This window comes from Ideonella sp. sgz306126 (assembly GCF_056032705.1).
Map to the genome: position 1 here is coordinate 119,731 of NZ_JBVYWP010000005.1, position 17,665 is coordinate 137,395.

Below are 17,665 nucleotides of genomic sequence, written 5' to 3' on the forward strand. Positions count from 1 at the left end.
TTCAATTTTCCGTCTCCCGCCCCCTGCGTCGCCTGCTGGTGGCGCTCGCATTGACGGCGGCAGCGGTGACCCCTGCGCTGGCGCAAAAGGTGCGGCTGGCCACCAGTGACGGCGACATCGTGCTGCAACTCGACGCCGCCAAGGCACCGCAGTCGGTGGCCAACTTCGTGCAGTACGTCAAAGCCGGCTTCTACAACGGCACCGTCTTCCATCGCGTGATCAAAAATTTCATGATCCAGGGCGGCGGCATGACGGCCGACCTGCACGAGAAGCCGACCCGCGCGCCGATCCCGCTGGAAAGTCGCAACGGCTTGGCCAACCTGCGTGGCACGGTGGCCATGGCCCGCACCTCGGATCCGAATTCGGCCACGGCCCAGTTCTTCATCAACGTGAAGGACAACCCGTTCCTCGACCAGGCCCAGGCGGGCGACGGCCAAGGCTACGCGGTGTTCGGCAAGGTCGTCTCCGGCATGGAGGTGGTCGACAAGATCCGCAACGTGGCCACCGGCAGCAAGGGGCCGTTCGACGACGTGCCGCTCACCCCCGTTTTCATCAAGAAGGCCTCGATGGAGGACTGACACACCATGACCAAGACCGTAGAACTGAACACTTCCGCCGGCGTGATCCGCCTTGAGCTTGACGATGCCAAGGCGCCGAAGACCGTGGCCAATTTCCTGGCCTATGTCAACAAGGGCCACTATGACGGCACGGTGTTCCACCGCGTGATCAAGAGCTTCATGATCCAGGGCGGTGGCATGCTGGCCGACATGAGCCAGAAGCCCACCGATGCGCCGATCCAGAACGAGGCCGGCAACGGCCTGAAGAACCAGAAGTACAGCATCGCGATGGCGCGCACCAATGCGCCGCATTCGGCCAGCGCGCAGTTCTTCATCAACACCAAGGATAACGACTTCCTGAATTTCACCGGCGAGACGCCCAGCGGCTGGGGCTACGCGGTGTTCGGCAAGGTGGTGGCAGGCGCGGACGTGGTGGATGCGATCGACAAGGTGCGCACCGGCCGCCAGGGTTTTCACGACGACGTGCCCGTCGAAGCGGTGACGATCATCAAGGCGCAGGAGATTGCCTGACCCCCTGCCAGTCGGGCCCGGCCTGCACCTGCCGGCGGCGACCCGCTCGGTCGAGTTCATCTCCGACCTGCACCTGAGCCCGGAGCTGCCGCGCACAGTCGCTGCGTTCAAAGCCTATCTGCAGGACTGCCGGGCCGACGCCTTGTTCATCTTGGGCGACTTGTTCGAGGCCTGGGTCGGCGACGATGTACTGACCCAGCCGTTCGAAGCCGATTGCGCGGCCGCGCTGGCCGCCACCGCCGGCCGGCTTCCGGTCTACCTGATGCACGGCAACCGGGACTTCCTGCTGGGCGTCCGCTTCTTCGAGCAGACCGGGTGCCGCCCCTTGCCGGATCCTCAGACCGTGTACGCGTTGGACCAGGCCGTCGTGCTGAGCCATGGCGACGCGCTGTGCCTGGATGACCTGGCCTACCAGGCCTTTCGAGCCCAGGTGCGTGCACCGGCATGGCAGCAGGCCTTTCTGGCGCGCTCGCTGCCTGAACGCCTGGCCATCGCGGCCCAGATGCGGGCCGTCAGCCGCGAACACCACGGCCGGCACGATCAGGTGACCTATGCGGACGTCTCGCCCGCGCTCGCCGGCCGCTGGCTGGCCGAGGCCGGCTCCGCAACCCTGATCCACGGCCACACCCATCGGCCAGGCAGCGAACGGCGCTCCGAAGGCTGGACGCGCCATGTACTCAGCGACTGGGATCTGGACCACGGCCCCGCGTTCCGGGCCGAGGCGCTGCGCTGGACTGCCGACGGCTTCGAGCGGCTGAACCTGACGTCCCCTGCGCACTGACCCCGTCCGGCTGCGGGCGAACGTGACAAGGGGCGCCGAAGCGCCCCTATGGTCGGTCGGCGCCCGCCGTTCAGATGGCGGCCGCCTCGGTACGGGGCTTGTCCCCGCTCTTGCCCGAGGCCTGGATGTCGAGCTGGGTGTTGCCCTCGGCATCGATGTCCACCGTCAAACGCCCGCCATCGACCAGGCGGCCGAACAGCAACTCGTCCGCCAGGGCACGGCGGATCGTGTCTTGAATCAGGCGCTGCATCGGCCGTGCGCCCATCAAGGGGTCGAAGCCCTTCTTGCCCAGATGCTGCCGCAGCGCGTCGGTGAAGGTCACCTCGACCTTCTTCTCAGCGAGTTGCTGCTCCAGTTGCAGCAGGAACTTGTCGACCACCCGCAGGATGATCTCCTGATCCAGGGCCCGGAAGTTGACGATGGCGTCGAGACGGTTGCGGAACTCGGGCGTGAACAAGCGCTTGATGTCGGCCATTTCATCGCCACGCTCGCGCTGGGTCGTGAAACCGATGGTCGCCCGGTTCATCGTCTCGGCACCCGCATTGGTGGTCATGACGATGATGACGTTGCGGAAGTCGGCCTTGCGGCCATTGTTGTCGGTCAATGTGCCGTGGTCCATCACCTGCAGAAGCACGTTGAACACGTCCGGGTGGGCCTTCTCGATCTCGTCGAGCAGCAGCACCGCATGCGGCTTCTTGGTGATCGCCTCGGTCAGCAAGCCGCCTTGGTCGAAGCCGACATACCCCGGTGGCGCACCGATCAGGCGGCTGACCGCATGGCGTTCCATGTATTCGGACATGTCGAAACGGATCAGTTCGATGCCCAGGATGTAGGCCAACTGCTTGGCCACCTCGGTCTTGCCGACGCCCGTGGGGCCGCTGAACAGGAAGGCGCCGATCGGCTTGTCGGACTTGCCCAAGCCCGAACGCGCCATCTTGATCGCCGCCGCCAGCGCGTCGACGGCCGGATCCTGTCCGAACACCACGCTCTTGAGGTCGCGCTCCAGCGTCTTGAGCTTGCCGCGGTCGTCGCTGGAAACACTGGCCGGCGGGATCCGGGCGATCTTGGCGACGATGTCCTCGACCTCGTTGCGTGTGATCGTCTTCTTCTGCCGACTCTTGGGCAGGATGCGCTGCGCCGCACCGGCCTCGTCGATCACGTCGATCGCCTTGTCGGGCAGGTGGCGGTCGTTGATGAACTTGGCCGACAGTTCGGCAGCCGCCTGCAGCGCGCCCAGCGCGTACTTGACGTTGTGGTGCTCTTCGAAGCGGGACTTGAGCCCCTTCAGGATCTCGACGGTCTGTTCCACCGATGGCTCGACCACGTCGATCTTCTGGAAACGCCGCGACAGCGCAGCATCCTTCTCGAAGATGCCGCGGTACTCGGTGAACGTGGTGGCGCCGATGCACTTCATCGCGCCGCTGGACAAGGCCGGCTTCAGCAGGTTGCTGGCGTCCAGCGTCCCGCCCGACGCCGCGCCCGCGCCGATCAAGGTGTGGATCTCGTCGATGAACAGAATCGACTTCGGGCTGTCCTTCAACTGCTTGAGCACACCCTTCAGCCGCTGCTCGAAGTCGCCGCGGTACTTGGTGCCTGCCAGCAACGCGCCCATGTCCAGCGCGAACACGGTGGCATCGGCCAGCACCTCGGGCACGGTGCCTTCGGTGATCCGCCAGGCCAGGCCTTCGGCGATCGCCGTCTTGCCCACGCCGGCCTCGCCGACCAGCAAGGGGTTGTTCTTGCGCCGGCGGCACAGTACCTGGATGACCCGCTCCACCTCGTGCTCGCGGCCGATCAGCGGATCGATCTTGCCTTCCCGGGCCAACTGGTTGAGGTTGGAAGTGAACTGGTCGAGCGGCGAGCCTTTGCCGTCGCCGCCTTCCTCCTTGTCGCCCTCGCCGGCCCCGCCGCCCTCGCTGCTGCCCTTGGCAGGCTCGGGCGGATCGGACTTCTTGATGCCGTGGGCGATGAAATTGACCACGTCGAGGCGCGTCACGCCTTGCTGGTGCAGGTAATACACCGCGTGCGAATCCTTCTCGCCGAAGATGGCCACCAGCACGTTGGCGCCGGTCACCTCCTTCTTGCCACCGCCAGTGGATTGCACGTGCATGATGGCGCGCTGGATCACCCGCTGGAAACCCAGCGTGGGCTGCGTGTCGACCTCTTCGGCGCCGCCCACCGTCGGGGTGTTTTCGCGGATGAAGCCGACAAGGCCCTTGCGAAGATCCTCGATGTTCGCGGCACAGGCGCGGAGCACCTCGGCCGCTGAAGGGTTGTCCAGCAAGGCCAGCAGCAGGTGCTCGACCGTGATGAACTCGTGACGCTGCTGGCGCGCTTCGACGAACGCCATGTGCAGGCTGACTTCCAGTTCCTGGGCAATCATGCGGCCTCCATAATGCACTGAAGCGGGTGCCCTGAACGGCGAGCCGCGGCGAGAACCAATTCGACCTTGGTTGCGGCGACGTCCTTGGTGAACACGCCACAAACCGCCCGGCCTTCATGATGGATCTTCAACATGATGAGGGTTGCGGCGTCAAGATCAAGCTTGAAATATTCCTGCAGAACCATGACCACGAACTCCATCGGCGTGAAGTCGTCGTTGAGCATGAGCACCTGGTACATGCGAGGCGGCTTGGTCCGAGCGGCTTTCCGCTCGGCCACGACGGCACCCTGACCGTCTTCCGGCTTGCTCACCGAAGGCAACTTCGGTGGTGTCTTAGGGTGGTTGGAGGACATCAATTCAGTATAGCCATTTGGTCATCGTGGCACCTGCTCATGGGATGGTGGCCGCAGCCCGCAGGGGGTAATCTGCGAAAAAGCCTGGCGAGAAGCGTACTTTTGCGCTTGCGCACGGCGGCCTTGCCACAGACAGGGTGGATTCATTTGACACAGCCCTGGACGGGAAACCAGAATGGATCGAGAAGCCTGCAAAAGGCGCAAGGAGGAATGGCATGGAATTGTTTGGTACGGTCAAGTGGTTCAATGACGCCAAGGGGTTCGGATTCATCGAACCCGAGGGCGGTGGCGGTGATGTGTTCGCCCATTTCAGCGCCATCCAGATGGAAGGCTTCCGAACCCTGAAGCAAGGCAGCCGGGTCGTCTACGAGTTGATCCAGGGTCCCAAGGGCGATCAGGCGCAAAACATCCGCACGGCCGATGCGATTTCTGAGCCAGGCGCCGCTGCAGAACGTCCGGCGACCCCGCAGGAAGGCCCCGCCGGCTCGGCTTGACGGCGTCCCCCAGCACCCGAACGCAGCCCGCCGAGCGCGGGCTGCGTCATTTGGTGGCGTAGGCCGCGCCATCGTGGATATCCGACCACCGCCCAGGTGTCTGCCTGGCGGGGTTCTTTGTGTATCGAGGCCGCGCCGCCGACCGTGTCGGATGGAAGGTGGCAGCCTAGAATGCCGCACGCCGCGCCTGCGGTGCATAACTCCATTCACTTCGGACCCACGAACCCATGGCAACTGCAAAGAAGACGACCCAGACCCCCGCCAAGAAGGCGGCACCGGCAACCAAGGCGGCCAAGCCTGTGAAGGCCGCGGCCCTCGCCAAGAAGGCCGCCGCACCGGCCAAGAAAGCCGGCAAGGTGACCGCTGTGGCCAAGCCGGCCGCGGCGCTCAAGCCGATCAAGACCGCCTTCAACAAGACCAACCTGATGGCGCACCTGGCCGAAGTGGCTGCGGTCGAACTGAAGGCCGTCAAGGCCGTGGTCGCGTCGCTGGAAGCGACGATCCTGGCTTCGGTGAGCAAGAAGGGCCTGGGCTCGTTCACCCTGCCCGGCCTGCTCAAGGTCAACGTCGTCAACGTGCCCGCCAAAAAGAAGCGCACGGGCATCGACCCCTTCACCAAGCAGGAACGCGTCTTCGCCGCCAAGCCGGCCAGCGTCAAGATCAAGACCCGCGCGTTGAAGAAGCTCAAGGACGCCGCAGCCTAAGCCCCCTGACACGGCGCCAGACCCTGGCGCCCGACCGGCCGCCGCAGCGCAGGTTGCGGCGGCCGGTCTGCATTCGGGCCTCGGCGAGATCGCCGCGCCGCGCTGCCGCTGCGTGGCGTCAAGCGACCTTCAACGCGTCGTCGATCAGGTCCCCCAGATCCTCCAACGTGCGCTCCTTGTGCATCACGGCATGCACCCCGAGCGCGTGGGCGCGCTCCCGCAAACTGTCGTTGATGTAGCCCGAGCTGATCAGCACCGGCAGGTCGGGGCGCAGACGGTCCAGCGCACGTGCCACATCCAGGCCGGACAGCCGCGGCATGTTGAAGTCGGTGACGACCAGATCGACGCCGGCCGGATCGCGCTCCACGAGCGTGATCGCCTCCTGCGGATCCAGTGCGGTGGTCGCGCGGTAGCCCAGCCGCTGCAGCAGACCCTGGACCATCGCGACCATGACCTCGTCATCGTCTACATAGAGCACGTGCTGGCCGCGTCCCCGGCCCGGGCTCATCGCCGAGGCGGGGTCGTCCGATGCGACCGGGACGCCGGGCTCGGCCACCGGCAGATAGACATCGAAACGGCTGCCTTCGCCGGGCGCCGAACTCACGGCGATGGCGCCGCCATGCGATTTCACGATGCCATGCACCACCGCCAGCCCGAGCCCGCTGCCCTGCCCGACCGCCTTGGTCGTGAAGAACGGCTCGAAGATGCGCGCACGGGTTTCAGTATCCATGCCCTCGCCATCGTCACGGACCCATAGCCGCGCGTAGCGCCCCGGCGGCAGGCCGGCGGCCGGCGGCGGGGTCGGCTCGTCGCCGGCCATCACGGCCTCCAAGCCCACCTCGATCAAGCCCCACCCCTGCGGCAGCGCCTGCCACGCGTTGGTCACCAGGTTCATCAGCAGGCGCTGGACCTGGCTTGCATCGCAACACACCGTCGGCAACGGGTCGATCAGGACCGCTCTCAACACCACCTCGGCGCCAAGCGTGGGACGCAGCATGGCCAAGGTTTCCTCGATCATCGGGCGCAACGACAGCCCCGCGAACTCGCCCGGCTGCTGACGGCTGAACGACAGGATCTGCTGCACCAGGCTCCTGGCGCGCAGGCTCGCCAGGTCGATCTGCGCCAGGTGGGCCTGGACGGGGTGGTCCGCGGGCACGTCCTGGCGCGCAAATGCCACGTTGCCCAGGATCGCCGCCACGATGTTGTTGAAGTCGTGCGCGATGCCGCCGGCCAGCGTGCCGATGGCTTCGAGCTTGTGCGCCTCGCGCAACTGCGACTCCAGCGCCAGCGTCCTGGCTTCGCCCTGCTTGCGCTCGATCGCGATCGAGGCCATGCGGGCGAACTCGGCGACGCAGGCGATGTCGACCGGCCGAGGTTCGCCGGGCTGGTCGCGGTAGGAGCCGAAGGTGCCCAGGACTGCGCCCGACGCGCTCAGAATCGGCTCGGACCAGCAAGCCCGAAATCCGGCCCGCTCGACCAGCTCGAGGTAGGGTGCCCAGCGGGCATCGCAGCGCAGATCCCGGCTGATGATGCGCTCGCCGCGGAAGGCGGCCGTGCCGCAGGCACCGGCATCCGGACCGATCGGCAGGCCGTGAATGGCCTGGTTGTAGAACACCGGCAGGCTGGGCGCCGCGCCGGTCAGCAGATGCCGACCCTCGGCGTCGAGCAACAGGATGCTGCAGCGCCAGTCGCCCAGCGTCTCGACGCCCCGCACGATGGATTCCAGGATCGCCGGCAGACTCGCCCCGGTGGCGATCTGGCGCGTGATGCCGGCCGAGACGGACTCCCGGATCTGCAGCCATTTGCGCTCGCTGATGTCGGTGTGGGTGCCGATCATGCGGATCGGCGTGCCATCGGCAGTGCGCTCAACGGTCTTGCCTCGATCAAGGATCCAGACCCAGTGGCCATCCTTGGCCCGCATCCGGAACTCGCCAACAAAGGTATCCCTCAGTCCCTCGGTGCACGCCTGTTGGCGGGCCATGACCTCGGCCAGGTCGTCCGGATGGATGCGATCGATCCATTCCTCCTGCCCCGTCCCGATTTCGTGCTCTTCGTAGCCCAGCATGGATTTCCAGCGCCGGGAGTAGACCGACTGGCCGGTCACGACGTTGGCGTCCCAGAGCCCGTCGCCCGAGGCCTCGAGCGCCAGCGTGTAGCGCTCTTCACTGGCCCGCAGCGCCCCTTCGGCGCGCTCGCGAGCCGCCAACTCCTGGGCCAGGCGAGCATGCGCCCGCAACAGGCCGGCGTAAAGAACCGTCATCCCGACGAGGGCATAGGGAAAAATGGTGGCGACGACGAAGAGATCGGGGTGGATCCAGCCCAGCTTGATGGCCGGCAACTGGGCCGGATAGATCAACAGCAACAGGCTGACCAGGCCGTTGCCGTGACCGCGCTCGCGCCGCATCGCCCGGGCAAACAGCCAGGCCCACGCGAGATTGAACGATGCCACTGCGACCACCGCCTGGCCGCGGGTCAGCGCGTGGGCTGCCACGCCGGCCATCACCAGCGCCGCCGTCACGACGGCACCGATGCGCAAACGGCGCGCAAGGCGGATCTCCACGCCCACATAGTCGATGAAGCCGAAGCTGATCGCCACCAAGGCGACGATGGCAAGGAGGAAGTTGCGGAAAATCGGCACCCCGCCAGGTGCAATGCCATGGTGGCCGGTGGTCACCAGCGCGTACAAGGCCGTCAACAGCAGAAAGCCGGCCGACAGCCACAGAGCCCAGCGCGACTTCAAGGTACTCCAAACCAGCGCATAGAAGCCGCCGAGGATGCCCAGCATCACGACGCCGGACTGTGCCAACACGTCCGGAACGTTCACCACCGAGCATCCCCCCCGGCCACCGGCCGCGACGCCGCGCCGGTGCGCGACCGGCCGTCCCGACCGCGGCACGGGCAGGGGCAAGACTTCAGGCAAGGCATACGGGGCAAGGAGGGCATCGTCGTTGAACGCTCGGCGCCGGGCCACCGGCATCGCGGCGGCCCGGACCGGAAACCGGGCACATCAACGATATCGGCCAGGCACCGGTCCGACTTGAGCGGGCATGGGCCTGCGGAGGCGGCGCGGTCGGTCGTGCAGCGGCTTATTTTGCCGGCTGGAAGCGCGGATCGCCGAACTGCCAGAGCATGAAACTCCACATGTCGGCGTACTGCTGCTGGCGTTGCGTCTTGGTGCTGCCGATGCCGTGGCCCCCTTCATAGTCCAGCCGAAGCAGTACCGGCTTGCCGGACGCCGACGCAGCCTGGAGCCGGGCCGCCATCTTCATCGATTCCCAGGGCGGCACCCGTGGATCGTTGATGCCGTGGATCAACAAGGTGGCCGGGTACTTGACGCCGTCCACCACGTGCTGCAACGCGTCCATCTCCAGCAGACCGTGGAATTGCGATTCGACCTTGACCGTGCCGAACTCGGGAATGTTGGGCACGCCGTTGGCCGAGGTCTCGGCGCGCAGGGCGTTGAGCACGCCGACCTCGGGCACGGCCACCGCGAACAAGTCCGGCCGTTCGGTCATCGCGCGCCCGATCAGGATGCCGCCGGCACTGCCGCCGTGGATGCCCAGCCGGGCCGACGTGGTGTAGCCCTGCTTGATCAGGTAGTCGCCGCAGGCGATCAAGTCCTTCCAGGTGTTGGGCTTGGTCGCCATCTTGCCCGCCAGGTGCCAGTCTTCGCCGTAGGCACCGCCGCCGCGGACATGGCAGGTGGCACGGATGCCGCCGAGCTCATACCAGGCCAGGAAGCGCGGGATGTAGACCGGATCATCGGTGATGCCATAGGCGCCGTAGCCATACAGGTGCACGGGGTTGCTGCCATCCCGCTTGATGCCCTTGGGGTAGACGATGGACAGCGGCACCTGGACGCCGTCGTAGCTCGGCACCAGCACCTCCTTCGATTCAATGTTCTGCGGCGCGCCGTAGGGGCCCAGCGGCTGCAGGCCGGTGTCGGTGAAACGGCCGCTGCGCGCGTCGAGCTGGTAATAACCGAAGTCGCGCGTCCACGAACCGATCAGCAAGGTCACGCCGGGCAGCCGGGGGTCGGCCGACGCGATCTCCAGCGAGCCCTCGCGCGGCAGGGGCAAGGCTACCGGCTCGGCCCGCGGCGCGTAGGCGACCCGATAGAGCTTGCCCACGGTGCCGTCGCGGGTCTGGACGTACAAGCCATCTTGCGCCGCCGAGATGCCCACCACCACCTCGCGCCCGGGCGCCACCACGACCTGGGCATGGGCGAGATCCGGATGACTCACGCTGGTGCGAAGCACCTGGTAGCGCGGCGCGCCCTGGTGGGACAGCAGGTACAGGTCATCGCCATGGATCGCAAACGAGGTCACGTTGTCCTGGCTGCTGAACAACTTGCGCCAGGCCCGGTCCGGCTTCAGCACGTCGGCGGTCCGGGTGATGTAGAGCGAGAACTCGTTCTGCACACCGTTGCCCGGCACGGCGATGGTGAAGGGCGTGCCCGCCACAGGGGCGACCTGCGGGAACTCGTCGGGCGTGATGGCGATGTCCTTGCCGGCACCGGCGGTCAGGATGGCCAGGTCCGGCCCGGACTCTCCCATGCGATGGAAGAAGGCCGTCTGGAAGCGGTACTTCTCGGTCTCCGGGGTCCCCTTGGGCAGCGCGCGCTGGCGCAGATAGAAGAAACCGCTGTCGTCGGGCAGCCAGCTCGCGTCGCTGTAGTGCGCCCGGTCGATCGGCGCCATCACCTCCTTCAAGGTCGCGGTGTCCAGCACGTGGAGCGACGCTTCTTCGGATCCCCCCGCGGACAACCCATAGGCCAGGTAGCGGCCGCTGGGCGAGGGCTGGTAGAAGTTGACCGCGTAGGGGACGCCGGCGGACTTGCCCAGCGCTTCGGGGTCGACCAACAGCCGCTCGACCCCATTCAACCCGTGGCGCAAATAGATGTTGAACTGGTTGGCCCCCGCCGTGCGCTCCTCGTAGAAATACAGATCTCCAGGCAGCCGTTTGACGCTGCCGATGCGCGGCTGATCGCCCCCTTCCAGCTCGGCGATCCGGGCCAGCAGCCGGGCCCGCCCTGGAATCGCGTCCAGCACCGCCCGGGTGTGGTCGCTCTGCGCCTTCGCCCAGGCCTGGACCTCGGGCGAGGACAGGTCCTCCATGTAGCGGTAAGGATCGGTGACCGACACGCCAAAATAGCTGTCGACGACCGGCCTGACCGGCGCCACCGGCGGCGAATCGGCTCGGCACAAGCCGGCCACACTCGCCAAGACCAGGCCGGCCCACACGGGCACGCGCGTTGCTAGGTGTTTCATCGGAAGGAGGCCGAAGTCGATCAATGGCGCAGTATGACGTGGCAACGCCCCGAACCGAACCACCATGAACCCGGGATGTCTTCCACCCCTCAGCCGACGCAGCGGCATCGGGATTTATGGCGATGAGCCACATAGTCTTCGGCTGTCAAGCGGTTACAACCGAGATTCATTAGGGTGAAGCCAGTAATGACAGAGGCCAACCGCCCGCTATAGTCTCGCCTTTCACGGCCCTGTGGCCGTTGGCATCTGAATGCAGCGCCCCGCACGGGGCCTGGGAGGAACCGAGTGGATTTCGCCGAATCGCAGCGCAACCCGGGCAAGCACCCGATCGGCCTGATCGTGGTCGTGATCATGCACGTGATCCTGGGTTATGCACTGGTGAATGGCCTGGCACGCAAGATCGTCGATGTGGTCAAGGCCCCCATCGAAACCAAGATCATCGAGGAGGTCAAGCCGCCACCGCCGCCGCCGCCTGAGAACCTGCCGCCGCCGCCGAAGAACCTGCCGCCGCCGCCGGCCTTCGTGCCGCCGCCGGAGGTGCAGGTGACGCCCCAGCCGACCGTGGCCCCGACGATCACCACGACGTCGGTGGCGCCCCCGCCGACCGAAGTCAAGATCAGCCAGGCGCCGCCGGCGGTGAAGGCCCCGCCGGCACCGGCCGTGCAGCCCAAGCCGGCGATTGCCGACGTGCATGCCTGCGCCCCGACCGCGGACGACTACCCGCCTGCGGCCATCCGCGCCGAAGCCACCGGCACCACCAAGATTCGCTTCACGATCGACGCCAACGGCGCGCTCGTCAAGACCGAGGTGGTTCATTCGGCCGGCCCGACCCGAGAGCACAAAATGCTGGACCGCGTGGCGGTGACCAAGCTTAGCGAGTGCAAGTTCAAGGCCGCCATCGACGCCCAGGGCAAGCCCGTCGGCGGATCGTTCGATGTCGACTACGTCTGGAATCTGAACTGACCGGCAGCCCGGCTGCCGGCCCGTCAGCGTTCACCACCCTTTTTGACCTGGCACCGTCAGATCACCCCACTGATGCGTTGCCGTAGACCCCCTGTACCCGGAGGAACCATGTCCCTGCTCAAACTCGTGCGCGCCCCTTTCCTGGCCGCCACCATTGCCCTGATCGGCTCCCTGGGTGCCACCCAGCCCGCCCTGGCCCAGGCCTCCGCGCCCGAAGCGGCCTCTGCCGCCGAGGCCAGTTCGGCTCCGGCGCCGGCCCCCGTGCCGGACGAGATCCCCGCGCCCGAAACCAAGAAGGAAGTGGTGAACAACCCTTACGGCCTGGGCGCCCTGTGGAGCCAAGGCGACTTCGTCGCCCGCGGCACGCTGATCATCATGCTGATCATGTCGATGGGCAGCTGGTACATCATCTTCACCAAGCTGTTCGAGCAGCGCAAGATTCTGAAGAGCGCCGATCAGGTGACCGAAGGCTTCTGGAATGCCGGCTCGATCCGCAAGGGTGCCGAGACGCTGGAAGACGGCTCCGCCTTCCGCTACATGGCTGAGCAAGGTCTGAAGGCCAGCGAACACCATGAAGGCACGCTGGTCGAGAACATCGACCTGCACACCTGGATCGGCATGAGCGTCCAGCGCGCCGTCGACAACATCATGTCGCGCCTGCAGGACGGCATGGCCTTCCTCGCGACGGTCGGCTCCACCGCGCCGTTCGTCGGCCTGTTCGGTACCGTCTGGGGCATCTACCACGCCCTGACGGCCATCGGCATCGCCGGCCAGGCGTCGATCGACAAGGTGGCCGGTCCGGTGGGCGAGGCGCTGATCATGACCGCGTTCGGTCTGGGCGTCGCCGTGCCGGCCGTGATGGGCTACAACTGGCTGATCCGCCGCAACAAGACCGTGATGGAGAAGGTTCGCGCCTTCTCCGGCGACCTCCACAACGTGCTGCTGGCCGGCAAGCGCTGAACGTCGGCCCCAGGACCTGCCGCCCGGCGGCAGGTCGCCCCCCGAGGGGGTCGGATTTCCCCGGCGCCGCCAGGCGGAAATCCAGGCTTCCCCCCGATGACCGCAAGGAACACAAGATGGCGATGAACGTAGGTTCAGCCGACGACGGCGAAGAGCAGATGAACTCCAGCATCAACACCACCCCGTTGGTGGACGTGATGCTGGTGTTGCTGATCATCTTCCTGATCACCATTCCGGCGATCACCCAGTCGATCCAGCTGCAATTGCCCAAGGAGCGCAACGTGGTGACGGTCACCAAGCCGGAGAACATCCTGCTGGCCGTCAGCAAGGACGGCGACGTGTACTGGAACACCAAGAAGATGGCGGACAACCAGATGCTGCTCGATCTGCTGAAGAAGGAATCCGTCAAGGTGCCGCAGCCCGAGGTGCACATCCGGGGCGATGAGAGCGTGCGCTACGAATCGGTCGGCCGCGTGATCGTGGCCTGCCAGCGCGCCGGCATCGCCAAGGTGGCCTTCATCACCGAGCCGCCGCCCAACGGCCAGTAAGGAGCAACAAGATGGCAATGAACGTAGGCTCCGCCGGCGATGACGACATGATGGTCGACATGAACACCACGCCGTTGATCGACGTGATGTTGGTGCTGCTGATCATGTTCATCATCACGATTCCGGTGCAGACCCATGCGGTCAAGATGAACATGCCGGTGAACTCCAGCGCCAACCCGCCCAAGCCACCGGAGATCGTCCGCATCGACATCGACTTCGACGGCACGATCGGGTGGAACGGCGAAATCGTCAACGGCCGGCCCGACCTGGAACAGCGGTTGAACCAGATCGCCCGACTGCCCGACCAGCCTGAAGTGCACCTGCGCCCGAACAAGCTCGTGACCTACAAGTACGTCGCGATGGTGATGGCCGAGGCACAGCGCCTGGGCGTGACCAAGATCGGCATCGTCGGCAACGAGCAATTCATGAACTGACGTGTCCCCTGCCCGGACGCGAGGGGATCGGCCATCATCGGACCGGTCCCCTTTTGCGTTCAGGCGTCCACCCTCATTTCCCTTCCCACCATGACATCCTTGCGAGTTCTCACCGCTGCCCTGTTGACCGCCGGCTGCCTGGCATCCGTCCACGCCCAGAGCGTTCGCGCCGACGTTGGCAAACCGCTGCAGCAAGCCAGCGAACTGCTGCGGGCCGGGCGGGCCAAAGAAGCCTTGGCCAAGATTCGTGACGCCGACGCCGTGGCCGGCAAGACCGCTCAAGAGCAGTTGATGATCGACCGCATGCGCGGCGCCGCGGCGCAGCGTGCCGGCGACACGGCCCTGGCGGTCCATTCGTTCGAATCCGCCTTCAACTCAGGGCATCTGCCGGCCGGTGAACAAGCCCAGGTGGCCGAGTCGATCGCCTACGGCTATTCGCAGCTCAGGGACAACGCACGCGCGACCCAATGGGTGCAGAAGGCCGAATCGCTGGGCGACAACAGTGCCCAGCTCAAGCAACTGCAAAGCTACCTTCAAGGGCAGAGCGGCGACTACAGCGCGATTGCCCGCGATGCCGCAGCAGCGGTGTCGAACGCCGAAAAGGCAGGTCGCCGTCCGGACGAGGGGGACCTGCTGCGCCTCGCCGACGCCCAGCAGCGCATGCACAACATGGCGGGCCAGGGGGTCACCCTTGAAAAGCTGGTGGCCGATTACGGCAAGAAGGAATACTGGGCAGCGGCACTCGACCGGTTGCCCCGCAAGCCCGGTTTTTCCGATCGCTTCGCGCTCGACGTGATGCGCCTGAAACTGGCCACCGGCAACCTCAACACGACCCAGGACTACATGGAGATGGCGCAGCTCGCCCTGCAGGCCGGCTACGCCGCCGAAGGCAAGCGTGTGGTCGACAAGGGGTTTGCCGCTGGCGTGCTGGGCACCGGACCCGAGGCGGCCCGCCACAAGCGCCTGCAGGCGCTGGCCGAGCGGCAGGAAGCCCAGACCGCCGCGTCCATGGCCAAGGACATCGCCGCGGCCACCGCGGCGCCGGACGGCAACGATCTGGTGCAACTCGGCAGCGAGCTTGCCTCGATGGGCCAGGCCGACAAGGGTGTGGCGCTGATCGAGCAAGGCCTTGCCAAGGGTCAGCTGAAGCATCCCGAAGATGCGCGGCTGATGCTGGGTCGTGCATTGTTGCAAACGGGCAAGAACAAGGCCAAGGCGCAGCAGGTGCTGCGCAGCGTCCAGGGCAGCGACGGTGCCGCCGACGTGGCCCGGCTGTGGGCCATCCAGGCCAACCAGCAGTAACTCGCGGCGCATGGCACTGCCGGATTTCGTCGATGACCTCGGCGGCGGCATCTTTGCCGTCGACACCGGGTTTCAACGCCCTCGTTTCGACGCGGCCTACCTGATCGTCGATCGAGGCCGCGCCGCCTTCGTCGACACCGGCACCGGCTTCGCCGTGCCGCGCCTGCTGGCCGCGCTCGCCGCCGCGGGTCTGACCCCGTCGGCAGTGGAATGGGTGATTCCCACCCACGTCCACCTGGATCACGCTGGCGGCGTGGGGCATCTGATGCAGGCCTTGCCAGAAGCCAGGGTGCTGGTGCATCCCCGTGGCGCACGGCACATGATCGACCCCCGTGCGTTGTACCAGGGCGCGCTCGCCGTCTATGGCGCCGAAGAGATGCAGCGCTCGTATGGCGAATTGGTCGGCGTGCCGGCAGAGCGGGTGGTCAGCAGCCACGATGGCCAGCTCGTGGTGCTGGGCGGGCGAACGCTGGAACTGATCGACACACCCGGACACGCGCGCCATCATCACGCCGTCTGGGACCCGGTCACCCGCGGCTGGTTCACCGGCGACACCTTCGGCTTGTCGTATCGCGAATTCGATGTCGACGGCCGGGCCTGGATCTTCCCGACCTCGACCCCGGTGCAGTTCGAACCCGAGGCATTGCGCAAGTCGGTGCTGCGGCTGCTGGACCGCGAGCCTCGGTGGGTCTACCTGACCCACTACAACCGTCTGGGCGACGTGGCTTTGTTGGGCAGGCATCTGCTGGCGCTGCTGGACGACACGGTCGCGCTGGCCCGCTCGCTGGCCGCCGCCCCTGCGCGCCATGTCGCCTTGTGCGACGCGCTGCGCGGGCTGTACGTCGAGCGGCTCCGCGCTTTTGGCTGCCGCCTGAGTGACCAGGCCATCGCGCAGATCCTGGCCTTGGACATCGAACTGAACGCGCAGGGGATCGGCATCTGGCTGGACCGCAGCAGCCTGCCGTAAACACCGAGCGTGCGGCCACCCTCCCCTTGGAGCTCCCCCTGTCCGAGCGCATGCTTGCTCCTCTTGCCTCCGGTCACCGGCCGCAGCCTTTGCGACCCGCTGTGGCACCGGGCCCGGACACCCGCCAACGCGACGAGGCGTGAGACGATGTACCAACCCGAAGCCTTCATCGAACAAGACCCCGTGGCGCTGGCGGCGTTGATGGCGGACTTTCCACTGGCGACCCTGGTGCGCACCGGGCCCGACGGCGCCCTCGACGCGGACCACCTGCCGCTGCTGTGGCAAGCCGATGCACAAGGTCCGGGCGGGGTCCTGCGAGGCCACGTGGCCCGCGCCAATCCGTTGTGGCAGCAAGCCACCGGACGCAGCGTGCTGGCCGTGTTCCAAGGCCCTCAGGCCTATGTCACGCCGTCGTGGTATGAGACCAAGGCCCGCACCGGCAAGGTCGTGCCGACCTGGAATTACGCGGTGGTCCACGCCCATGGCACCTTGCGGGCCATCGACGACCCTGCCTGGCTGCTGGACTTCGTCTCGACGCTGACGCGACGGCACGAGGCCGGACGGCCCCGGCCCTGGGCGGTGAGCGACGCCCCCGAGGACTACATCGCCAGCATGCTCGGGGCGATCGTCGGCATCGAGCTGCGGGTCAGCCGCCTGGAGGGTAAATGGAAAATGAGCCAGAACCGCCTGGCGGTTGACCGGGAAGGGGTCGCCCAGGGTTTGATGGCGGATCCAGGGCGTGATGCGGCCACCTGGATGGCCGAGCGGGTGGCGCCCCGCCAGAGCTAGACCCGCAGCGCGGCGGCCTGCCGAGCCAGTTGGGTGATGCGCGGCCAATCGCCGTCGCGCACCGCGTCGGCTGGCGTCAGCCAGGAACCGCCGCACACCCTCACGTTGGGCAGGGCCAGGAACTCGGGTGCCGACGCCAGCGTGATGCCGCCGGTGGGACAGAACACGACGTCCGGAAACGGACCGGCCAAGGCCTTGAGCAGTGGGATGCCGCCGGCTGCGGTGGCCGGGAAGAACTTCAGGAAATCCAGCCCGTCGGCCTGGGCGGCCATGACTTCACCAGCCGTCGCCACGCCGGGCAGCAGGGGCAGGCCCAGGTCGCGGCAGGCCGCGCCGACCGCCGCGGTGTAGCCCGGGCTGACCCCGAACACCGCCCCGGCCGCTTTCGCGGCGCGGGCATCGGCGGCACTGCGGATCGTGCCCGCGCCGACGATCGCCGCCGGCACCGCGGCCACCATCGCCTCGATCGCCTGCAACGCCACCGGCGTGCGCAAGGTCACCTCCAGCACGTTCACGCCGCCGTCGACCAGCGCCCGGGCCAAGGGCACGGCATCTTCCAGCCGATCGATCACGATCACCGGGATCACCGGGCCGTGGGAAGCAAGTTCTAGGGTGTTCATGGGTGATCG

17 protein-coding genes are annotated in these 17,665 nt (G+C 66.7%); 12 read left to right on the forward strand and 5 right to left on the reverse strand.

The window, feature by feature from the left end; all coding sequences use genetic code 11:
• The first annotated feature begins 23 nt into the window (after positions 1-23).
• From AC0N04_RS15675 to AC0N04_RS15685, 3 genes are read left to right on the forward strand one after another with little or no spacing between them, the layout of a single operon-like run.
• The gene (locus tag AC0N04_RS15675; RefSeq protein WP_474283311.1) at positions 24-578 is read left to right on the forward strand and encodes a peptidylprolyl isomerase; all 555 of its coding nucleotides are present in this window, start codon (positions 24-26) and stop codon (positions 576-578) included.
• 6 nt (positions 579-584) lie between these two features.
• Complete coding sequence (locus tag AC0N04_RS15680; RefSeq protein ID WP_474283188.1) at positions 585-1,088, forward strand: peptidylprolyl isomerase; 504 nt, start codon at positions 585-587, stop codon at positions 1,086-1,088.
• On the forward strand, positions 1,081-1,869 hold the full coding sequence (locus tag AC0N04_RS15685) for a UDP-2,3-diacylglucosamine diphosphatase (RefSeq protein ID WP_474283189.1): 789 nt from the start codon (positions 1,081-1,083) through the stop codon (positions 1,867-1,869). The genes AC0N04_RS15680 and AC0N04_RS15685 overlap by 8 nt, the downstream gene beginning before the upstream one ends.
• A 70-nt stretch (positions 1,870-1,939) precedes the next feature.
• On the opposite strand, the gene clpA is transcribed toward AC0N04_RS15685, so the two are convergent.
• Together clpA and clpS are read right to left on the reverse strand one after the other, a co-directional pair.
• Positions 1,940-4,252, reverse strand: a complete 2,313-nt coding sequence (gene clpA / locus AC0N04_RS15690) for an ATP-dependent Clp protease ATP-binding subunit ClpA (RefSeq protein WP_474283190.1) — start codon at positions 4,250-4,252, stop codon at positions 1,940-1,942.
• Positions 4,249-4,605, reverse strand: coding sequence for an ATP-dependent Clp protease adapter ClpS (gene clpS / locus AC0N04_RS15695; protein ID WP_474283191.1), 357 nt, complete (start codon positions 4,603-4,605; stop codon positions 4,249-4,251). The genes clpA and clpS overlap by 4 nt, the downstream gene beginning before the upstream one ends.
• A gap of 215 nt (positions 4,606-4,820) precedes the next feature.
• Between clpS and AC0N04_RS15700 the strand changes: the two genes are divergently transcribed.
• Positions 4,821-5,099 carry a cold-shock protein gene (locus AC0N04_RS15700; RefSeq protein ID WP_474283192.1) on the forward strand — a complete coding sequence of 93 codons (279 nt, stop codon included), beginning with the start codon at positions 4,821-4,823 and terminating at the stop codon, positions 5,097-5,099.
• 227 nt (positions 5,100-5,326) lie between these two features.
• On the forward strand, positions 5,327-5,803 hold the full coding sequence (locus AC0N04_RS15705; protein ID WP_474283193.1) for an HU family DNA-binding protein: 477 nt from the start codon (positions 5,327-5,329) through the stop codon (positions 5,801-5,803).
• Between the two features lie 118 nt (positions 5,804-5,921).
• On the opposite strand, the gene AC0N04_RS15710 is transcribed toward AC0N04_RS15705, so the two are convergent.
• Positions 5,922-8,627 carry a PAS domain-containing protein gene (locus AC0N04_RS15710; RefSeq protein WP_474283194.1) on the reverse strand — a complete coding sequence of 902 codons (2,706 nt, stop codon included), beginning with the start codon at positions 8,625-8,627 and terminating at the stop codon, positions 5,922-5,924.
• A gap of 262 nt (positions 8,628-8,889) precedes the next feature.
• Complete coding sequence (locus AC0N04_RS15715; protein ID WP_474283195.1) at positions 8,890-11,073, reverse strand: prolyl oligopeptidase family serine peptidase; 2,184 nt, start codon at positions 11,071-11,073, stop codon at positions 8,890-8,892.
• Between the two features lie 285 nt (positions 11,074-11,358).
• On the opposite strand from AC0N04_RS15715, the gene AC0N04_RS15720 reads away from it, so the two are divergent.
• The 7 genes from AC0N04_RS15720 to AC0N04_RS15750 all read left to right on the forward strand — a co-directional run bounded on the left by AC0N04_RS15720 (position 11,359) and on the right by AC0N04_RS15750 (position 17,036).
• Entirely contained in the window at positions 11,359-12,036 is a 678-nt protein-coding gene (locus AC0N04_RS15720) for an energy transducer TonB (protein ID WP_474283196.1), read from the forward strand.
• Positions 12,037-12,144: 108 nt separating this feature from the next.
• Positions 12,145-12,996: a MotA/TolQ/ExbB proton channel family protein gene (locus AC0N04_RS15725; protein WP_474283197.1), complete on the forward strand. Its 852-nt coding sequence runs from the start codon at positions 12,145-12,147 to the stop codon at positions 12,994-12,996.
• Between the two features lie 116 nt (positions 12,997-13,112).
• Positions 13,113-13,544 (forward strand): ExbD/TolR family protein, encoded by a 432-nt coding sequence (locus AC0N04_RS15730; protein WP_474283198.1) that lies wholly within the window; start codon positions 13,113-13,115, stop codon positions 13,542-13,544.
• An 11-nt stretch (positions 13,545-13,555) separates the two neighbouring features.
• Positions 13,556-13,978: an ExbD/TolR family protein gene (locus AC0N04_RS15735; protein ID WP_474283199.1), complete on the forward strand. Its 423-nt coding sequence runs from the start codon at positions 13,556-13,558 to the stop codon at positions 13,976-13,978.
• Between the two features lie 90 nt (positions 13,979-14,068).
• On the forward strand, positions 14,069-15,280 hold the full coding sequence (locus tag AC0N04_RS15740; protein ID WP_474283200.1) for a hypothetical protein: 1,212 nt from the start codon (positions 14,069-14,071) through the stop codon (positions 15,278-15,280).
• 10 nt (positions 15,281-15,290) lie between these two features.
• A complete protein-coding gene (locus AC0N04_RS15745) occupies positions 15,291-16,247 on the forward strand; it encodes an MBL fold metallo-hydrolase (protein ID WP_474283201.1) in 957 nt (318 codons plus the stop codon).
• Between the two features lie 147 nt (positions 16,248-16,394).
• Positions 16,395-17,036 (forward strand): FMN-binding negative transcriptional regulator, encoded by a 642-nt coding sequence (locus tag AC0N04_RS15750; RefSeq protein ID WP_474283202.1) that lies wholly within the window; start codon positions 16,395-16,397, stop codon positions 17,034-17,036.
• On the opposite strand, the gene eda is transcribed toward AC0N04_RS15750, so the two are convergent.
• Positions 17,033-17,656, reverse strand: a complete 624-nt coding sequence (gene eda / locus AC0N04_RS15755; RefSeq protein WP_474283203.1) for a bifunctional 4-hydroxy-2-oxoglutarate aldolase/2-dehydro-3-deoxy-phosphogluconate aldolase — start codon at positions 17,654-17,656, stop codon at positions 17,033-17,035. The genes AC0N04_RS15750 and eda overlap by 4 nt on opposite strands.
• Positions 17,657-17,665 lie beyond the last annotated feature (9 nt).